This window comes from Shewanella sp. GXUN23E (assembly GCF_050865035.1).
GTDB lineage: Bacteria > Pseudomonadota > Gammaproteobacteria > Enterobacterales > Shewanellaceae > Shewanella.
Genome location: NZ_JBOZWP010000002.1, coordinates 200,889 through 216,591, shown reverse-complemented (window position 1 = coordinate 216,591; position 15,703 = coordinate 200,889). Strand labels below are relative to the sequence as shown.

Annotated in this window: 14 protein-coding genes and 1 tRNA gene; 9 read left to right on the top strand and 6 right to left on the bottom strand. The window is 52.1% G+C overall.

From position 1 onward, the window contains the following. Positions 1-95: 95 nt before the first annotated feature. The 5 genes from ACRRUX_RS03115 to ACRRUX_RS03095 all read left to right on the top strand — a co-directional run bounded on the left by ACRRUX_RS03115 (position 96) and on the right by ACRRUX_RS03095 (position 4,379). Positions 96-314, top strand: a complete 219-nt coding sequence (locus ACRRUX_RS03115; protein WP_432527084.1) for a hypothetical protein — start codon at positions 96-98, stop codon at positions 312-314. Between the two features lie 813 nt (positions 315-1,127). Further along, positions 1,128-2,192 (top strand): hypothetical protein, encoded by a 1,065-nt coding sequence (locus ACRRUX_RS03110; RefSeq protein ID WP_432527082.1) that lies wholly within the window; start codon positions 1,128-1,130, stop codon positions 2,190-2,192. Continuing rightward, on the top strand, positions 2,182-3,237 hold the full coding sequence (locus ACRRUX_RS03105) for a hypothetical protein (RefSeq protein ID WP_432527080.1): 1,056 nt from the start codon (positions 2,182-2,184) through the stop codon (positions 3,235-3,237). Before ACRRUX_RS03110 ends, ACRRUX_RS03105 begins: the two co-directional genes overlap by 11 nt. Before the next feature lie 99 nt (positions 3,238-3,336). Next, on the top strand, positions 3,337-3,480 hold the full coding sequence (locus tag ACRRUX_RS03100; RefSeq protein WP_432527078.1) for a hypothetical protein: 144 nt from the start codon (positions 3,337-3,339) through the stop codon (positions 3,478-3,480). Between the two features lie 287 nt (positions 3,481-3,767). Further along, positions 3,768-4,379 carry an SLATT domain-containing protein gene (locus ACRRUX_RS03095; RefSeq protein ID WP_432527076.1) on the top strand — a complete coding sequence of 204 codons (612 nt, stop codon included), beginning with the start codon at positions 3,768-3,770 and terminating at the stop codon, positions 4,377-4,379. A gap of 67 nt (positions 4,380-4,446) precedes the next feature. Here ACRRUX_RS03095 and ACRRUX_RS03090 read toward each other — a convergent pair whose 3' ends face one another. Both ACRRUX_RS03090 and rnhA read right to left on the bottom strand, forming a co-directional pair. Next, positions 4,447-4,845 carry a hypothetical protein gene (locus ACRRUX_RS03090; RefSeq protein WP_432527074.1) on the bottom strand — a complete coding sequence of 133 codons (399 nt, stop codon included), beginning with the start codon at positions 4,843-4,845 and terminating at the stop codon, positions 4,447-4,449. A 205-nt stretch (positions 4,846-5,050) separates the two neighbouring features. Further along, positions 5,051-5,521 (bottom strand): ribonuclease HI, encoded by a 471-nt coding sequence (rnhA, locus tag ACRRUX_RS03085; RefSeq protein WP_432527072.1) that lies wholly within the window; start codon positions 5,519-5,521, stop codon positions 5,051-5,053. Positions 5,522-5,749: 228 nt separating this feature from the next. Here rnhA and dnaQ point away from each other — a divergent pair, with 228 nt between their 5' ends. From dnaQ to ACRRUX_RS03065, 4 genes are all read left to right on the top strand, one after another. Further along, complete coding sequence (dnaQ, locus tag ACRRUX_RS03080) at positions 5,750-6,481, top strand: DNA polymerase III subunit epsilon (RefSeq protein WP_432527070.1); 732 nt, start codon at positions 5,750-5,752, stop codon at positions 6,479-6,481. A 9-nt stretch (positions 6,482-6,490) separates the two neighbouring features. Next, entirely contained in the window at positions 6,491-7,831 is a 1,341-nt protein-coding gene (locus ACRRUX_RS03075) for a TIGR03503 family protein (protein WP_432527068.1), read from the top strand. A gap of 91 nt (positions 7,832-7,922) precedes the next feature. Further along, a tRNA-Asp gene (locus ACRRUX_RS03070) sits at positions 7,923-7,999 on the top strand. A 668-nt stretch (positions 8,000-8,667) separates the two neighbouring features. Then, a complete protein-coding gene (locus ACRRUX_RS03065) occupies positions 8,668-9,513 on the top strand; it encodes an SDR family NAD(P)-dependent oxidoreductase (protein ID WP_432527066.1) in 846 nt (281 codons plus the stop codon). A gap of 260 nt (positions 9,514-9,773) precedes the next feature. Here the strand turns inward: ACRRUX_RS03065 and ACRRUX_RS03060 are convergent, their stop codons facing one another. The 4 genes from ACRRUX_RS03060 to ACRRUX_RS03045 all read right to left on the bottom strand — a co-directional run bounded on the left by ACRRUX_RS03060 (position 9,774) and on the right by ACRRUX_RS03045 (position 15,461). Then, positions 9,774-11,531 carry a flavocytochrome c gene (locus ACRRUX_RS03060; protein ID WP_432527064.1) on the bottom strand — a complete coding sequence of 586 codons (1,758 nt, stop codon included), beginning with the start codon at positions 11,529-11,531 and terminating at the stop codon, positions 9,774-9,776. A gap of 309 nt (positions 11,532-11,840) precedes the next feature. Then, a complete protein-coding gene (locus tag ACRRUX_RS03055) occupies positions 11,841-13,070 on the bottom strand; it encodes a sensor histidine kinase (protein ID WP_432527062.1) in 1,230 nt (409 codons plus the stop codon). Between the two features lies 1 nt (position 13,071). Then, positions 13,072-13,734 (bottom strand): response regulator transcription factor, encoded by a 663-nt coding sequence (locus ACRRUX_RS03050; protein ID WP_432527060.1) that lies wholly within the window; start codon positions 13,732-13,734, stop codon positions 13,072-13,074. A 74-nt stretch (positions 13,735-13,808) separates the two neighbouring features. Continuing rightward, positions 13,809-15,461 (bottom strand): HAL/PAL/TAL family ammonia-lyase, encoded by a 1,653-nt coding sequence (locus ACRRUX_RS03045; RefSeq protein WP_432527058.1) that lies wholly within the window; start codon positions 15,459-15,461, stop codon positions 13,809-13,811. Between the last annotated feature and the right edge of the window lie 242 nt (positions 15,462-15,703).

Below are 15,703 nucleotides of genomic sequence, written 5' to 3'. Positions count from 1 at the left end.
ATTTGTTTAAAATCCCTTCCTCAGATTAAATGCCTGAATTCTGCTGAAGTGTGAACAGATCAGGCTTAATACCTTTTATCAATACAGGATATTCAATGGCGGCAATTAAAGTTAATGCATTTGAGCTGAGCAGTTTAAGTGAACAGGCGCTCGAATGGTTGATTAAGTTCAGACGCAGTAAGAGCATCAGTACGTTGGATTTGATGACTGAACGGGCGGAGCGGGACTGTAAAGGGGATCGGGCTGCATTGGATGCCATTAATCAGGCCTGGTGTGTTCGGGAAAAGGAAATCAATGAAGGTAAGTTCGTTTGAACATGTGCCAATCAACGCCTGCCAAATAACATTCTGTCATTTGCACATTCCCCGGGGAAACCGGGTTCAGCACATTCTAAGTTTACTGTTTGAATAAAGATTTGACCTGAATATCCCACCTTAAGTGATGAGCCAACCAACGATGCCGTGTACGCTGCGATGTTTGTATATAGAGCCGTTAAACATTTTAGCCACAGACACCTATGTTTCACTGCTGTTCATGAACAAGTACGCATTTGCTTGAACTGACAGGTGTGAAAGGGAAGGAATGTGTTACTTCTACCGAGTCGACGGCTTCGACCGTTTTGCTTGTTCAGGGCAGGTTTGTTGTGTGCAAACCCATCGTGGAGGCGTGTAATGTCCTCTGATATTAACGGGTGTTAAAAATCCCATATTGCAGCCAATGTCTTATTGGTTGAGGGCAATCTTCAGGCTGCTACACAAATCTGTCTGCCAGTCTTTCAGCCCGATTATTTTGATCATCACTTTTCATCAAAGCCTGATCTTGAATCTGTGTATACAAAGAGGGTAAAGACGGCCAGTCGCTGCAGATGTCAATGAAATCCCTGTGAAATTACACTTTAGTCTGATGTTTCTTGAGGTGTTGCAGGTTAGCTTATGACTCTTATTGTTAATGTCGCTGCATAGCATTGCGTTAACAATGCCACTCGCTAAGTCAGGGAAGCTGGAGTGAATTTTCCAACGAGACCATATCACACTGTCATCAATCGACGGCTGTCATGGTGATTCCAATAGACTTCCTGCTCAGCGTTGCCAGTCAGTTTTCATCTGTTTAGCAGGGAGCATGGAACTATGCCAAAACCAAAACTGGTTATTGTCCATGGTATGGGGCAGCACACCGCTGCTTCATTTCAGGGCGAAGTCCTGGAGGGATTATCCTTCGCCTTCAATTTGTATGAACACCTTGCCGGAAAGTCACCTCAGGATTATGTGGAGCTTGTTTCGGTTGAATATAACTCGATATTTGATGCCGCCCGGGAGCGGATGAAAAAACAGGCGTTGCCTGTCAAGGAGCGTCTTGGCGGGATTGAAGGAATGGACGCCGCTGCAGTTCAGCAAGCCTTGTCTGCCTTGGTTGGATTTCAGGCTCGCCTGGGCGATGACGGATTCTTCAATACCCATTGGCTGGACGTGTTTTTATATCGCTTTACCACAATCGGTGAGCTGGTGCGCATTCATATCGGCGCAGCCATTACTCAGACACTGGCGAGTGTTCACGGCGGTACGCTCAATGGGCATGTGCTGGCACATTCACTGGGAACCTCTGTGGTGCATGATACTTTGGCCAAACTGTATGGATCTGGCCCGGACAATCTGAACGTTGATTCACAGCAAATGGGCAGTCTGCATCTGGTGGCCAATACCAGCAGGGTGCTGGCATCATTCATTGCCGTGGATAAGTCTCTGACCCGACCGGGTGTTCATGGTTGCTGTGAATATTTCAGAGAATATCGTCATCAGCTTGATCCTATTACCTGGCCGTTACCATTCAATCCACATAAAGGAGACGGCTGGATTGCTGCCGATGCTTATGATGCAGATGAATATCAGCTGATCAAGTTACACGATGTCACCAATGCTCAGGGAAACACCCATGATATCAGGCATTATCTGGCTAATCCGGATGTACATCAGCAGCTGTTTGAGCGGGTGCTGGGAATCAAACTGACCGTTGAGCAGCGTACCGAGGGACGGCAAAAATATCAGACTCATACGCTGGCTGAGGTTGCCGAAAACCTTAAACTCGCCTTCAACGATCTTAACAATCTGGATATTGACAGCCTCGAGGGACTGATCGAAGCGGCCAGACAGGCCAAAGTGTTTGTCGAGGGATTGGGAGGCCAATATGATCTGTAAATCTGCTGCTTGTGGCTTGACCCTGGTCTTGTCGTTAACCATTTCCCTGTCATGGGGGAACGCATTGGCCGATGATCGCACCGGGTTTTCTCCGGCGGAGTGGCAACAAAAAGACGAGGCGTTTAAAAACTGGTGCCAACAGGGAAAGAATGTCGGCCAATCGGTCTATTTCCCTGATGTCAGAACTCAGGCCATGGCGCTGAGACAAGCATTTTGCAACGGCAACATTGATCAGCCGTTAACCCTGAATCAGGATATCGTTGGCTTGTTGGGAGCACTTGAGCGCTATCTGCCACAATCGACGATACCTGCCACCCTGTATGCAGAGCAGCTGGCCTGGGTTCAGGAAGGCAGAATGGCGTCGCTGTTTAAAACCAAAACCACGCCGCAGTTATCTGTTGAAGCTGGAGACTCTGGCAAATTACCGATACAGGGGGGGACGCTGAGCGCCTGTAATCAAATGGCGGCCAACGCTGCCCGTGGTGATTGCGCAGATGCCCTGGCGGACTTTAAGCGGTTGTATAACTTTGCGCAGGCAACAGCGGCTCAAAGCGATGCCTTTCTGGTGGCCGATCGCCTCAAAACGCTGGAGCAGAATTGGAACCAATTTTTTGAAGAATCAAAATCCCAGACTATCTGGGAGCTGGCGGTAAACGGTGCGCTGTTTCAGGATGAGGTCAAAGCCAATGAGTTTGCCCCGCCACCTGACTGGCAACTGGTACTGCTGCATCCCACCGTTGTGATTGAAGATGTGCGCGGCGCGCTGGATGGCGATCAACTTAAGGAAGCGCTGATGGTCGAGGTGATTGGCGCCGATTGGTGGCAGCAGGATGATTGGTACCTGCCTTCCGGCGCCTCCTTGGTGGCGACCTACTCAGATCGGTCCGGCGTTGATGACTGGGGATATGGCTTGGCGTTACATTTTGACAGCAAGTTCACGCTGGGGGCGTCCAATCATGGTGGTGATGTTGGGGTATTCATTACTGTTGATTTGCTCAAACTGCTGCAAAGCAAGCAATCGACGCTGGAGAGTTACCTCAAATAGCATCGGTTGGCCAGCGCACCAGTAATGGCCTGAAGCTGTAAACGCCGTTTAATCAATGCCATGCCCGCTTATTGCGAAGCAGGCTTGCGGGACGTGGTGATGAGGCTGAAGGGGGCCCGGGGTTATCGCAGCGCTTTGGGTTTTGACACTGTGGTTTATGACACCGTGGTTTGTGACACAGTGGGCTCTAACGCTTGGGTATCTGAAGATAAACGTCGCCTCAAGGGCAACTCATTGTGGTGACCCACTTGCGAACGAGCGGGCACGGTTTTACGGCCTTTGCAGGCCCATTGCCGGCAAAGGCATAGTCGCGCTGAATTGAACAGTAGCGGGGCGGTGAGTGCGGGTTTTGTCAGTCGTTGAGTCAATCGTGTGGCATGCAGGACGGGGAATATCCGGATATCAGCCGGGCATAGGACAGTAATACATTGCTGATCGCATGAGACAGTTCGACAGGCCTTACAGGCTGAACACCAAAATAGACCGATGTCTGTGGTCCCGTTAATCCCGGTATCAAGCAGAAGGGGGTTGTGATCTTCGCCTTAGGGGAGCAAGCCGAGGCGCTGCTGCAATCATCTGCTCACGAGTATATGGACACGATGGAAACCATTAAAGTACTGGCAAGAATTAAACGAAACAGTCAGCTAGCGGCATATGCCCATTTCAGGGCGGCAGAGCGAATGTCGCATCTGCATTTATGGTTGGGGATCCCTACAGCACTGATTTCTGTTGGTCTGGGCTCGGTGCTGGTTGCGGATTTAAAGGAAACCATCCCGGCGGCGATTAAATGGGGGGCGGGAGTGTTGTCGCTGGTGGCGGCGCTGCTGTCTACTTTGCAGACCATTTTTAACCCCAAGGTGGGTAAATCCAGACACCGGGAAATCGCCAATAACTATCTGGCCATCAATAAAAAAGCTGAGATTGCCATCGCTGCTTACCGGGATCGGCTGGTTGATTTGCAGCAGCTGTCTGCCACTCTTATCGAGCTTAATGCAGAGTACGAGGCGGTGGGCAGTTCATCGCAGGATTATCCGACTAATGACCGAGACAGGCAGCATGCCAGACATAAAGTCAGAGGATTTGAGGCCCGCCGTGAGCAGGAACCCACGGCGGCGGTTTGGGTGCCAACATCCGAGCGCTGATATAACGGGATACTCAGGGCGTCCTGTGATATCGCTTGGTACCCAAATTCAGTGTGGCATTACTCACTCAGTGATTCAGGCTGTTTTCGATCGCTTTGCGGGTATCTTCGTTGGGAACCGCGTCCAGCAGTTTGTCCATCAGTGCTTCGGCTTTGGACTCTGAGGTTAAATCCACCAACTTGTCATAGGCGGCTTCTACTTGCTCCAGTGCGTCATTCAGTGCTTTGGTGTCAGTAAAATCAATATCAGACGCCTTTTCAATGGATTCCATCAGCGCTTTGGCGGATGCTGCTGCATCTCCGAACTGATCAAGATTGATGTTGCTCAGATCCACCGCTTCTATGTGCTCCTGCAATCCATCCACAGCAGTGTTGGCTGCCTGCTGAGCTTTTTCAATCGCTTTGCTGGCATCCTCACATCCGCCGAGCGATGCCAGGATTATCAACAAGCCTGCAATTTTTTTCATATCAACCTCTGGTATCAATTTACTGATTTGCTGCGCATTAGTGCAAGGACGCTACAGCATTCTGGGAGCGGACATTACATCAGGCGTCAATGAATTTGAAATTAACTTTTGAGTGACGGGGCAAATCTATGAGGTGGCGCACAGGCGATTGTCCGGACAGAAGGGACTTGTCGCCTGAGTGGCTCAAGTCCCATCGGTGCCGGGATCAGGGTTGATAACCGGTATCTTCAGTGTCGGGGCTGGCTTCGGCTGCTTCCCGGGCCAGTTGATCACACCGTTCGTTTTCAGGGTGGCCGGCATGACCTTTAACCCATTGCCAGTCCATGTCGTGGATTTTCCGGGCGGCATCCAGGCGCTTCCACAGATCGACGTTCTTGACCGGCGTTTTATTGGAGGTCACCCAGCCTTTGGCTTTCCAACCGTGGATCCATTGGGTAATACCCTGACGCATGTACTGACTGTCGGATGTCAGCGTGACTTTGCAGGGTTCTTTTAGGGCTTCGAGCGCCAGAATGGGCGCCAGCAATTCCATGCGGTTATTGGTTGTCAGCTTAAAGCCGCCAGACAGCTCCTTGACGTGATCTTTGTATTTCATTACCACGCCGTAGCCCCCGGGGCCAGGATTGCCCAGACAGGATCCGTCGGTAAAAATAGAAATATGTTTCAGTTGAGGCATCCGATTGCAAATATTGGTTTTTCTCAGACGGCGAGTATAACGAATCCGCCGCCGCGGCGCACCTTTGCCGTTGAATGGCTACATCTGGTGGATAACCCGCCAGATCGGGATGTCACAGATTCGCACTTCACCCGGCTATCGGTATAATGGCCGACTATGTTGCGGCTTGCCGGGGGTGGAACCGGCGGCAAACAACGACTTAATTTGGTTCCATAGGGGTTGCCCATCATGAATTTAGTTTCCAGTGCCAGCCGGCAGATCATTCTCGATACTGAAACCACGGGTATGAATCAGGGCGCCGGCCCGGTTTATGTGGGTCACAGGATCATCGAGATTGGTTGTGTGGAGGTGATTAACCGTAAACTGACCGGCCGTCATTTCCATGAATACATCAACCCTGATCAGAAAATTGATGAAGAAGCCATCGCCGTTCACGGTATTACCGATGAGCAGGTAGCGAATTGCCCGCGTTTTCGCGATATTGCCCAGCGCTTTATCGAGTTTGTTGACGGTGCCGAAATCGTCGCTCACAACGCCTCGTTCGACGTCAGCTTCCTGGATTATGAACTGTCCATGTTGGCGCCCAAAGGCCCTAAGCTGCATGACATTTGCGGTATCCTCGATACGCTGGCGCTGGCCAAACATCTGCATCCGGGGCAGAAGAACAACCTGGATGCCCTGTGCAAACGCTATCATATAGATAACGCCCGCCGTGAATTGCACGGCGCATTGCTCGATGCCGAGATCCTGGCGGATGTGTATCTGGCCATGACCGGTGGCCAGACTAAATTTAATCTGAGTCTGGGTGAACAGGGCAGTGGTGAGGCCGGCGGTATTATCCGCCTGCCGGAAGGACGAAACCGGCTTAAAGTTGTAGCCGCATCTGCCGATGAACTGGGTATGCATGAGCAGCGACTTGCTCTGGTTGCCAAATCAGGGAAGTGCCTGTGGAGAGGATAAATACCCCCAATGAAGTTATTGCAACGTCTTGCGCTGGCCGGATGGCTGGCGTTATTGACAGGAAGCATCGCCCCCGTCGCTGCTGAAGTGGACAGCGACAATGCCTACACTCCCTTCAATGCGCAGGAACTGAAGAACCTGTTTCGCATTGATCACATGGTGGACAAAGTCACGCTGTTAATCGCCAGACCCTATGGCAGCGCTTCTGTGATAGTGGTGACTCCCGATGGCAGTAAATGGTATGCCAGCCGTCATCCTGAAAACGTGCGCTGGGTTGATGGCATGACAGGTGACATCATCACCGTGGAAAAACCCCTGCCCGGTCCTTATCAATTACTGGGCACATTGTCTCCCGGCTCTACCATAGAGCGAGTCTCAGCCTTGTCGGTCGAACTTGACCCATTACCCCAGCCACTTTATCAGGGTGAGCGGGTTAAAGTGACCGCCAGGTTTCTGGGGGATGACAAACTTATCCGGATGCCAGGTCTGGAGTATATGATCGAGTGGCGTGCCAGATTTACCAGCCTGCGAAATGCCGACGAACAGAACTATGTTGCCGGCACCTTTCCCATCGGCAGCTATGCCGACAATGGGGAGATCCTCGATGAGGTTCCGGACGATGGTATTTTCACTGCAGATTTGAACCTCAAGCAAGACTGGGGCAGCTACACATTCAGTGTCACGGCAGAAAACAAAGTGTTTGAGCGTCAGATTAACATGCCGGTTTATCTGTCTGAAGCGCCGGTAAAACTCGAGGTAGTGAAGCCTCAGGATGCCAGCGTGACACCCTGGAAGCTCAAAGTCACAGTGGATGACACTCAGGTCGTGCCGTCGCAGACTGTGGTCAGTCTGGAGCAAATGGGGCCAGGCTCCGCGCCTGCTCCTATGTTGCTGGATCAGTTGATAGGCGGGGAAAATGATATTGACCTGAGCGTCAGTGAATATGGTGGTTATCGCATCTCCGGCAGTATCGCCAGCACCACAGTGGGTGGACGGGAAATCCTGTTATCCATGGATGATGTGTTTTTCAACAATCCGGCACCGCCGCCTCCGCCACCTGATCCGAGATTACTTGCAGAGCAGGCGGCCAAAGAAGCTGCACTTGCTGAAGCGGCCAGACAAAAGCAACTGATGACCTGGGTTATCATAGCCAATCTGGTATTACTGCTGATGGGGGGGATTGCCATTATCATCTGGCGTAAACGTCAGACCCTCAAGACGGCAATGGCTGCTGCGCAACAACGGGTAGCCGTTGAGAAAACCATGGTGCCGGAAAACCAGCGTGATGATGCGGACAATCTGGATCTGGATGATTTGGATTTGGCTTTGCCTGATACTGACGCCAACTAATTGAATGAACAAAGTTTGTTCGCTTGGCGCGGGTTGATGAATTTATGCTTGACGCAAAATTAACAGCCAATTATTATGCGCACATCTCAGCGGAGCGGTAGTTCAGTTGGTTAGAATACCGGCCTGTCACGCCGGGGGTCGCGGGTTCGAGTCCCGTCCGCTCCGCCACTGAGAACCTTGAAAACCAGCCTTTTGTGCTGGTTTTTTTGTATCTGTCGTTGATAACGTAGACGACAACCGGCGTTGCGGTGGCCTGAGTAACGGCCCTGCGCAGATCGCTGTAAGAAATATCCTCCACCTGCATGCTGTCACGGCTTAAAAATTCATCCCCAATATTGATAAAAAATACCCCGGGGTTCAGGCGGATTGCACCAAACATGTGATCTCCTGCCTTGCATACTGTCTTCTGCGCTATTTGCTCTGTGTTATCCATCAACGGTTGAAACGCTGAATCGTCCTTTCATACCAATCCGCACAGGAATTTAGTCACTCAGCGAGAATTTAAAGGTGTAGAGCAATCGAAGGTCTATCGGGATAAATCAAGAGGGCTCCAGGCAGTATGCGAGCCTTTAAAACTCACCCTTCTGGAGGTAAGTCAGCCACACGATTACTGCACCAAATTGTTTAGCCAGAGAGCCACTATGTTGGCACCAATTTCGCCTGTACTCGAATGGCTGACATGGTTCTGATGAGCTCAATCTGCTATGCGGATTGGTATAAATGGCAGCGTCGGTGCGGCTGCCACTTCCATTAGTCTGAACTGACGATGCTGCAGTCACTCACCTGCGGGCGTAATTGGACTTCTGTGGGGGCGAACTGAAAACGAGGTGTCGGGCATGGTGGAGCATTCATCTAAGGTCGCTTTTGTGACCGGAGCCAGCCGGGGGATAGGCAAACAAGCTGCGCTGGCATTGGCTGCAAAGGGATTTGATGTGGTGATCACTGCCCGCACGGCAGTGGAAGGCGAGCAGCATGAGCGCGGTGGCCACCTGTCTGATGTCACGCCGGTTGCCGGCAGTCTTGAAACTACCGCCGCCGGGATCCGTGCATTGGGGCGACAGGCTTTGCCTATCAGGCTGGATTTACTCGACCCCTGCTCGGTTGAGCATGCCGTAACGGTAGCACTGGAACGCTGGGGACGTATAGATCTGCTGTTGAACAACGGTATTTACCAGGGGCCGGGTACCATGAGTCGCTTTATGGAGCTGACAGCACAGCAACTGCACAACATCTATCAGGGCAACGTGTTTTCTCCGGTATTGCTGACCCAGTTGTGTCTACAATCCATGCTGAAGCGCGGCCATGGCTGCATTATCAATGTGGTCTCTGAATCGGGCATGATTGACCCCAGGACTCCGGTCGGCGAGGGCGGTTGGGGATTTGCTTACTCTTCGGCGAAAGCCGCACTGACCCGCATGATTGGAGTGCTAAAAGTGGAGCATCAGCACAGTGGGATTCGGTTTCACAATCTTGAGCCAGGCTTTGTGATCACTGAGCTGGTGCAGGCCAAAGGCATGGCGGCGCAGTTTGAGCGTTTTGGTGGCGTGCCGCCCACCGTACCGGCTCAGGTCATCGGCTGGCTTGCCAGCAGTGAAGACGCCTCTGAGTATCATGGCAAAACGTTGTTTGCACAAAAGTTCTTCGCTGAGTTTATGGCAGGTGAAAAAACGGCGTCGCGTTAGTGCCGCTGGGGCGACCATCTCATTCCTTGTCCCTTGTCCCTGTTGTTGCAGGCTCACACTCACTCCAGCCTGTTGCAACCACCTGCTGTGCCGCAACATCGGCGACTATACCGGCGAAGGGCTAACGTCGTAGATTACCGCGTGCGGCCACGGCTTTGCCGATATGGCGCGACCGTCCAGCAACCGGCGAATCATTGCCGGAATAAACAAAAACCCCCTGACAATCCATTTGTCAGAGGGTTTTTCAGGGGAAGCGATGATTACTTGGCTGCTGCGGCCTGCTGACCGGCAATGCGACCGTAGACAATAATGTCAGTATACGCGTTGCCGCCCAGACGGTTGGTGCCGTGGGTCAGACCGGTCACTTCACCTGCTGCGTACAGACCTGGGATGACCTTGCCGTTGGTATCCAGCACATGGGTTTTGGTATCGGTCACCAGTCCGCCCATGGTGTGGTGTACAGAAGGCTTGGCTTTGAGGATCCAGTATGGACCTTCACTCAGGTTAACCAGACCGGCGCGATGATTGAATGCCTCATCTTTGCCTGTGGCTGCGTAGTGGTTCACATCCTTGATGGTCGCCTGCAGGCTGGCCAGTGGGATGTTGAATTTGGCAGCGGCCTCTTCCAGAGAATCAACCTTGAACATCAGTCCGCGGCTGTTCAAATCGGCAAACTCACCCGGATGCATGTCGATGGTACCGGCAACATTGTCGATAGCTTTGTTCCACAATACATAGGTGTAACCACCGGTCTGCTCCAGAATTGCGTTGCTGATCACGTCACGGCGCTCCAGCTCTTCCACAAAGCGTTTACCTTCCTGGTTGACCAGAATGGCACCGAAGAAACGGGCATCGGCGATCAGTGCAATGGCACCGGTTTCAGGGTTACAGATTGGGTAAGTCTGAATGTACCCCAGGTTGCGGGTCGCGGCTTTAATCTTTTGAGCCATCACAATGCCATCACCTGTGCCACCAGCGTGGCCTGTGGTGCCATAGCGTTCGTCCAGCTCTGGATTGTACTGTTTACGCATGGCGATGTTGGCAGAGAAACCGCCGGTTGCCACGACCACGCCTTTGGTCGCGTGATAAGTGATCTTCTGGCCATTTTTGGTTGCTTCCACGCCAACAATCCGACCACTGTTGTCCATCAACAGTCGTTGAGCAGTCGTGTTGGTGTGTACCGGCAGGCCCACTTTTTCAGCCTTGGCGGCAAACTTGCCAATCACTTCTGCGCCGGTGTGACCTTTTGGGATCAGTGCGCGTTTCACGCTGTGACCGCCGAACTGGAACAACTGGTTAGGGTAGAAGTCCACTTCCACATAGTCGCGCAGCCATTCTGCTGCCTCCACGGCGTTGTCGACCATGGTCTTCACCATTTCCGGATCGCCCTTATAGTCGCCACCTTTTAGGGTGTCTTCCATAAACAGCGCTTTGGAGTCGGTGATCCCCATGTTTTTCTGTACCCAGCTACCGGCTACGTTCATTTCTGCACCGGAAATCAGTGAGTTACCACCGATGATAGGCATCTTTTCGATGATAACCGCTGAAGCACCATGCTCAACGGCTTCAAGACCGGCACTGAAACCTGCGCCACCGGCACCAATCACCACGACATCATAGGTGTAATCCGTTGGCTGCGCTGCCTGCTTCTTACCACCGGCGGCAGACGCGGCAACCAGGGTAACGCCTGCGGCTTTGACACTGTCGGCAACCGCTTGTTTCAGGGCATTTGAAGTCACAGTCGCGCCGGAGATACCGTCCACATCTACTGAGTTGTTGTCGATAATGGCCTGACGCACGTCCTTATAAACCGCTTTGGCCAGGACTTTATTCTCTTTTTGTTCGAGTACATCGATTTGAGTAATCTGACCGTTCTGGAAGGTGGTTTCCACCACCACTTCGCCGTGTTTACCCTGAGCTTTGCCTTTGGCTTTAATGATTTCGTTGGTAGCGGCGCAGCCTGCAATGACGGCTGTGGCCACCATGCTGATAACCAGCGCGGAGTTCTTCAATTGCATAATTCATTTCCTGCTAAGGTACGGGAGGCAAGGCTGCATCATTCATTTTGATATGTAGCGATGTTTTTCGTACCTGCCTGATTTATAGAGAGTTTGACAGTACTGCGTCTATAAATGGTGACAGAATTTAACGACTGTCGTGCCCCGGCCCGGCTGTGGGCGCTAAGACCCTGACTCAGGGCTGATAAGACCCGGATAAGGGCCGAAGCACGACGGTTCTTCAGTATTAAAGCGCAGGCGCCGGGAGTGTTCGACCCCTGTCTTTATGCAGTCAATGATGTCTCAGAGAACGTCAAAATTGCGTAAAAGTCAGTGCTCAGATTTGCGAGGTGCATCGACTTTCAGGGTGGCAATAAAGCGGTTGTCCTGAATATGTGAACTGAATACCCAATTGAGCTGATCTGCCAGCCGGGAAACCAGCGTCAGACCCAGGCCAAATCCCATGGTGTCGTGGGCTCGGATAGGGTTTGATACGGTGAACAGGCCCTCCCGCTGGGTGATCAGCACTTCGCTGTCACCATGCTCAAGGGCATTGCGGATCAGGTTGTTGAGCATAATGGTCAAAGGCTCAACCAGCAGCGTCAACGGGGTTTCACTGCTGTCGATGACGACCTGCCCGGGCTTGTCCTGGGCATATTCCTGCTCGGCCGCCAGCAACGCCAGCAATTGCGCCGGATTGACCTGTTTGGGTTGCAGATGGGTGCTGGTCTTATTGGTCAGCCACAGCAGGGTTTCAATCAGGGATTTCATTTGCGATGTGGCCTGATTGGCCGATTTCAACGGCCCTTCGAGTTTGCCCTGTTGCAGGCTGAGCAGCTCAAAAGATGACTGACAAATGGCTACCGGGGTGCGCAGCTCGTGACTGGCAAAACGCAGAAAATCCAGCTCCCGCTGCTGAGTTTGCTGCAGTTGCTGCAGGGAGTTTTTCAGCGCATCCACAATGGATTGCAGCTCTGCATATCCCTGTTTGGGAAAGCTGAAGTCTTTGTTGCTCTGCCAGTCGTGCTGTTTGATGGCCTGACTGATCTTGTGCACCGGATTGATCACTTTCTTCTGCATATGGAACGCCAGACTGGCAACCACGCCAAAGGTCATCACCACCAGCAGCAGAATTGCCGTCATGTTTTTAGGGGCAAATTTCAGATCATGGGTCACATCATAGTGCAGCCACATATACAGCGGCCGGCCATCTTCACTGATATGTACCGTGAGCGCATCGACGTAGGGACCATCTTCATGTTCATAGATGATGCCGGTGGATTCATCCGGCACCTGATAGTTATTGAGCGCCTTGATCCGATCCGGCACCTGATGCCAGTTGGCATAGATGTGGATATTGTCTGTGGTCAGCTCGGTGAGGCCGTTGCGGAACATCAGCTCAGCGGTTTGCCCGGCGTTGCGCAGCGTTACCTGATGCATGGAAAACATGCCGGTACACATCATGCACAGGGGAATAATCATATTGATAAGCAGGGTGACTGCCAGAAACACCAGCCCGTAGAACTGATAGCTGCGTTTGAGACTGAACTGCGGCATCATCTCAGCCAGCCCTCAGACACAGGCCTACACCGCGCACTGTGTGCAGCAGTTCGGAGTCAAACGGCTTGTCGACAATTTTACGCAGCAGGTGGATATGGGCTCGCAAACAATCGCTGTCCGGCGGTGCATCGGGCCAGAGGAAACGCTCAATTTCAACTTTGGCTACTGTGTCCGGGCTGCGTCTGGCCAATAGTGACAGAATTTGCCAGCCGGTGGGGCTCAGCGGCAACAACTGTCCCTGACGAAATGCCTGATGACTGCTGAAATCAATGGACAGATCGCCAATGTTCAGATGACCTGCAGGGACCCGCCGCTGGGCCAGCACTTTGAGTCTGGCGACCAGCTCTTCCATGGCAAAGGGTTTGACCAGGTAATCGTCGGCGCCGGCTTCAAAGCCGTTAAGCCTGTCATCAAGATGGCTGCGGGCAGTGAGCATGATGACAGGTGTGCAGATACACTGGGCTTTCCAGCGTGCGCAGGCCACTATGCCGTCACCGTCCGGCAGGTTGAGATCCAGTACAATCACATCGAACTTTTGTTCCTGCAGGCGCGCCTGCGCCTGAGACAGATTCTCTGCGTATTCGCATTCGATATTTTTGAGGGCCAGATATTGAATGAGGTTATTGGCCAGCAGGCGGTTGTCTTCAACCAGTAACACAAGCATGGTCATTCCGTTTGAGATTATGCAGGGATAAAAGAAGGGCACCCTTTAGGTGGGTGCCCGGTGTGCAAGCCTGATCAGTATTGCATCAGGAATCGGGTTGCCACTTCCACGTCAGGGGTAAACAGGCGATCCTTGTCATAGTAAGGCAGCTGTTTACGCAGGGATTGGAGCATCAGCTCGTTGTTTTCGGACAGTTGACGCTGGTTGACTTTTTTCTGCAGATCCAGTGCCTGTGCCAGCTGCATCAGCTCGAAACCGTAAATGGTCGCGACATTATCCACCACCTTGGTCAGGTTTTTGCCTGTCTGGAAATAGTTGCTGAAGTTGTCTTCAATACCACCCTGGTTGGCAATACCGTAGAAAGAAACCGGGTTGGCTGCATGGGCGATTTCAGCAAACAGGGCAGTAAAACCGTTTTGCAGGGTATAGAAAGCCTGACCGTTAACATCATCAGGGTCGACCAATGCCCGTGGCAAACCGGTGAAGTAAGGATCAATCAGTTTGATCTGACGGTTGCTGGAGTATTTGCCCAGCTGCGCCATGGCGTTGATAAAGGCTTCGGTCTGGGATGCCAGCTGGATCGTGTCAAAGTTGGCAGACGAGTTGATGGCACCGGAAACTTCGCCTTCGGTGAAATACTGAGCGACCTGCGGATACTTGTTGTAATCGCTGGCTTTGGCATCGATGTATACCGTTGGGTTGTCATCCGAGGAGTTGATCTGGATGTTTACCAGCTCTTCCAGCTGCTTGTACTGACTGATGGCGTGAGCTACCGGCCAGTGCGCGCCACGATAGGACAGCGCATCCTGCAACGGGCGTTGCTCGTCACGCTGGAACAGATAACCGCCTTCCAGGTTACGCAGAATTTCTGCAGCAACTTCCTGCACATGTGGCATTGGACGTGCCGCAACTGTGTGAGGCAGGATCGGGCTGATGTTACCGTTGATACCTTCCAGCGCGGCAGCGATCAGCTGAGGCGAGAACTGGATCAGCTGCTCGGCTTTACCCATGGCGGAAATCAGTTGCGCGGTTGCCAGCGCGTTGTTGGACAGAATAGACAGAGAGTCTTTGCCAAAAGGCACCAATGGTTTGACGCCAGCGGCTTTCAGGGCTTCACCTGCAGGCATGCGTTTGCCCTGATAGAACACTTCCCAGTCACCCATCATGGCGGCGCCAATGTGAGACGCCAGCAGAATATCGCTCAATCCCACAGAACCATCTTCAGGCACCACAGGAATAATGTCTTTGTTGATGAATTCAGCATAGATACGGGCAACATCCGGTTGCACCCCAACATGGCCGGAGGCGATCTGATTGAGACGGATAGCCATGGCCATACGCACGATTTCCGGCTTGATAGGGTTACCTGAGGCCGCAGAGTGGGTATACAGCATGTCACGGTTAAACTCTTCCGACAGCTTGATTGCTTCGTCGGTCAGTTTGCCGTCTTTGCCAAATACCGGCGTATCTTTGTTTTTACCCACGCCAACGGTCAGACCGTATACCGGGGTGCTTTGTCTGGCTGAATCCAGCAGCAAGTCGAAGCTGGCTTTGATATTGCGGTTACCCTGATCGGAAATCTCCACCTGAGCTTCACCGTTTTGCAGTTGCAGCAACTGGTCAATGGTCAGGGAGTTACCATTCAAGGTAATTACTTCGGTAGCGAACGCTCCGCAGGCTGGCGCAAAACAACCTGCAACGAGAAGCGCTTTTTTCAATACAGACATTTTCATCATTCATCCTTAGGTATCTGTAGTCATTACATCTTTGCGCAGTACTGTCACAGCGGATTAGACTGGATTTGTCGATGTAAAACAGCGAGTAATGTCACAAGTGGTTGAGGCTATACAATAAGTTCGTCACATCTTGAGAAAATACGGAAACATGAACTGTTGCCTTAACTGTTGCCTTGGGGGAAGGGCATCCACTGTGAGTCAATTTCGCCCGTAAGGTTTACCGGGTTAACGCA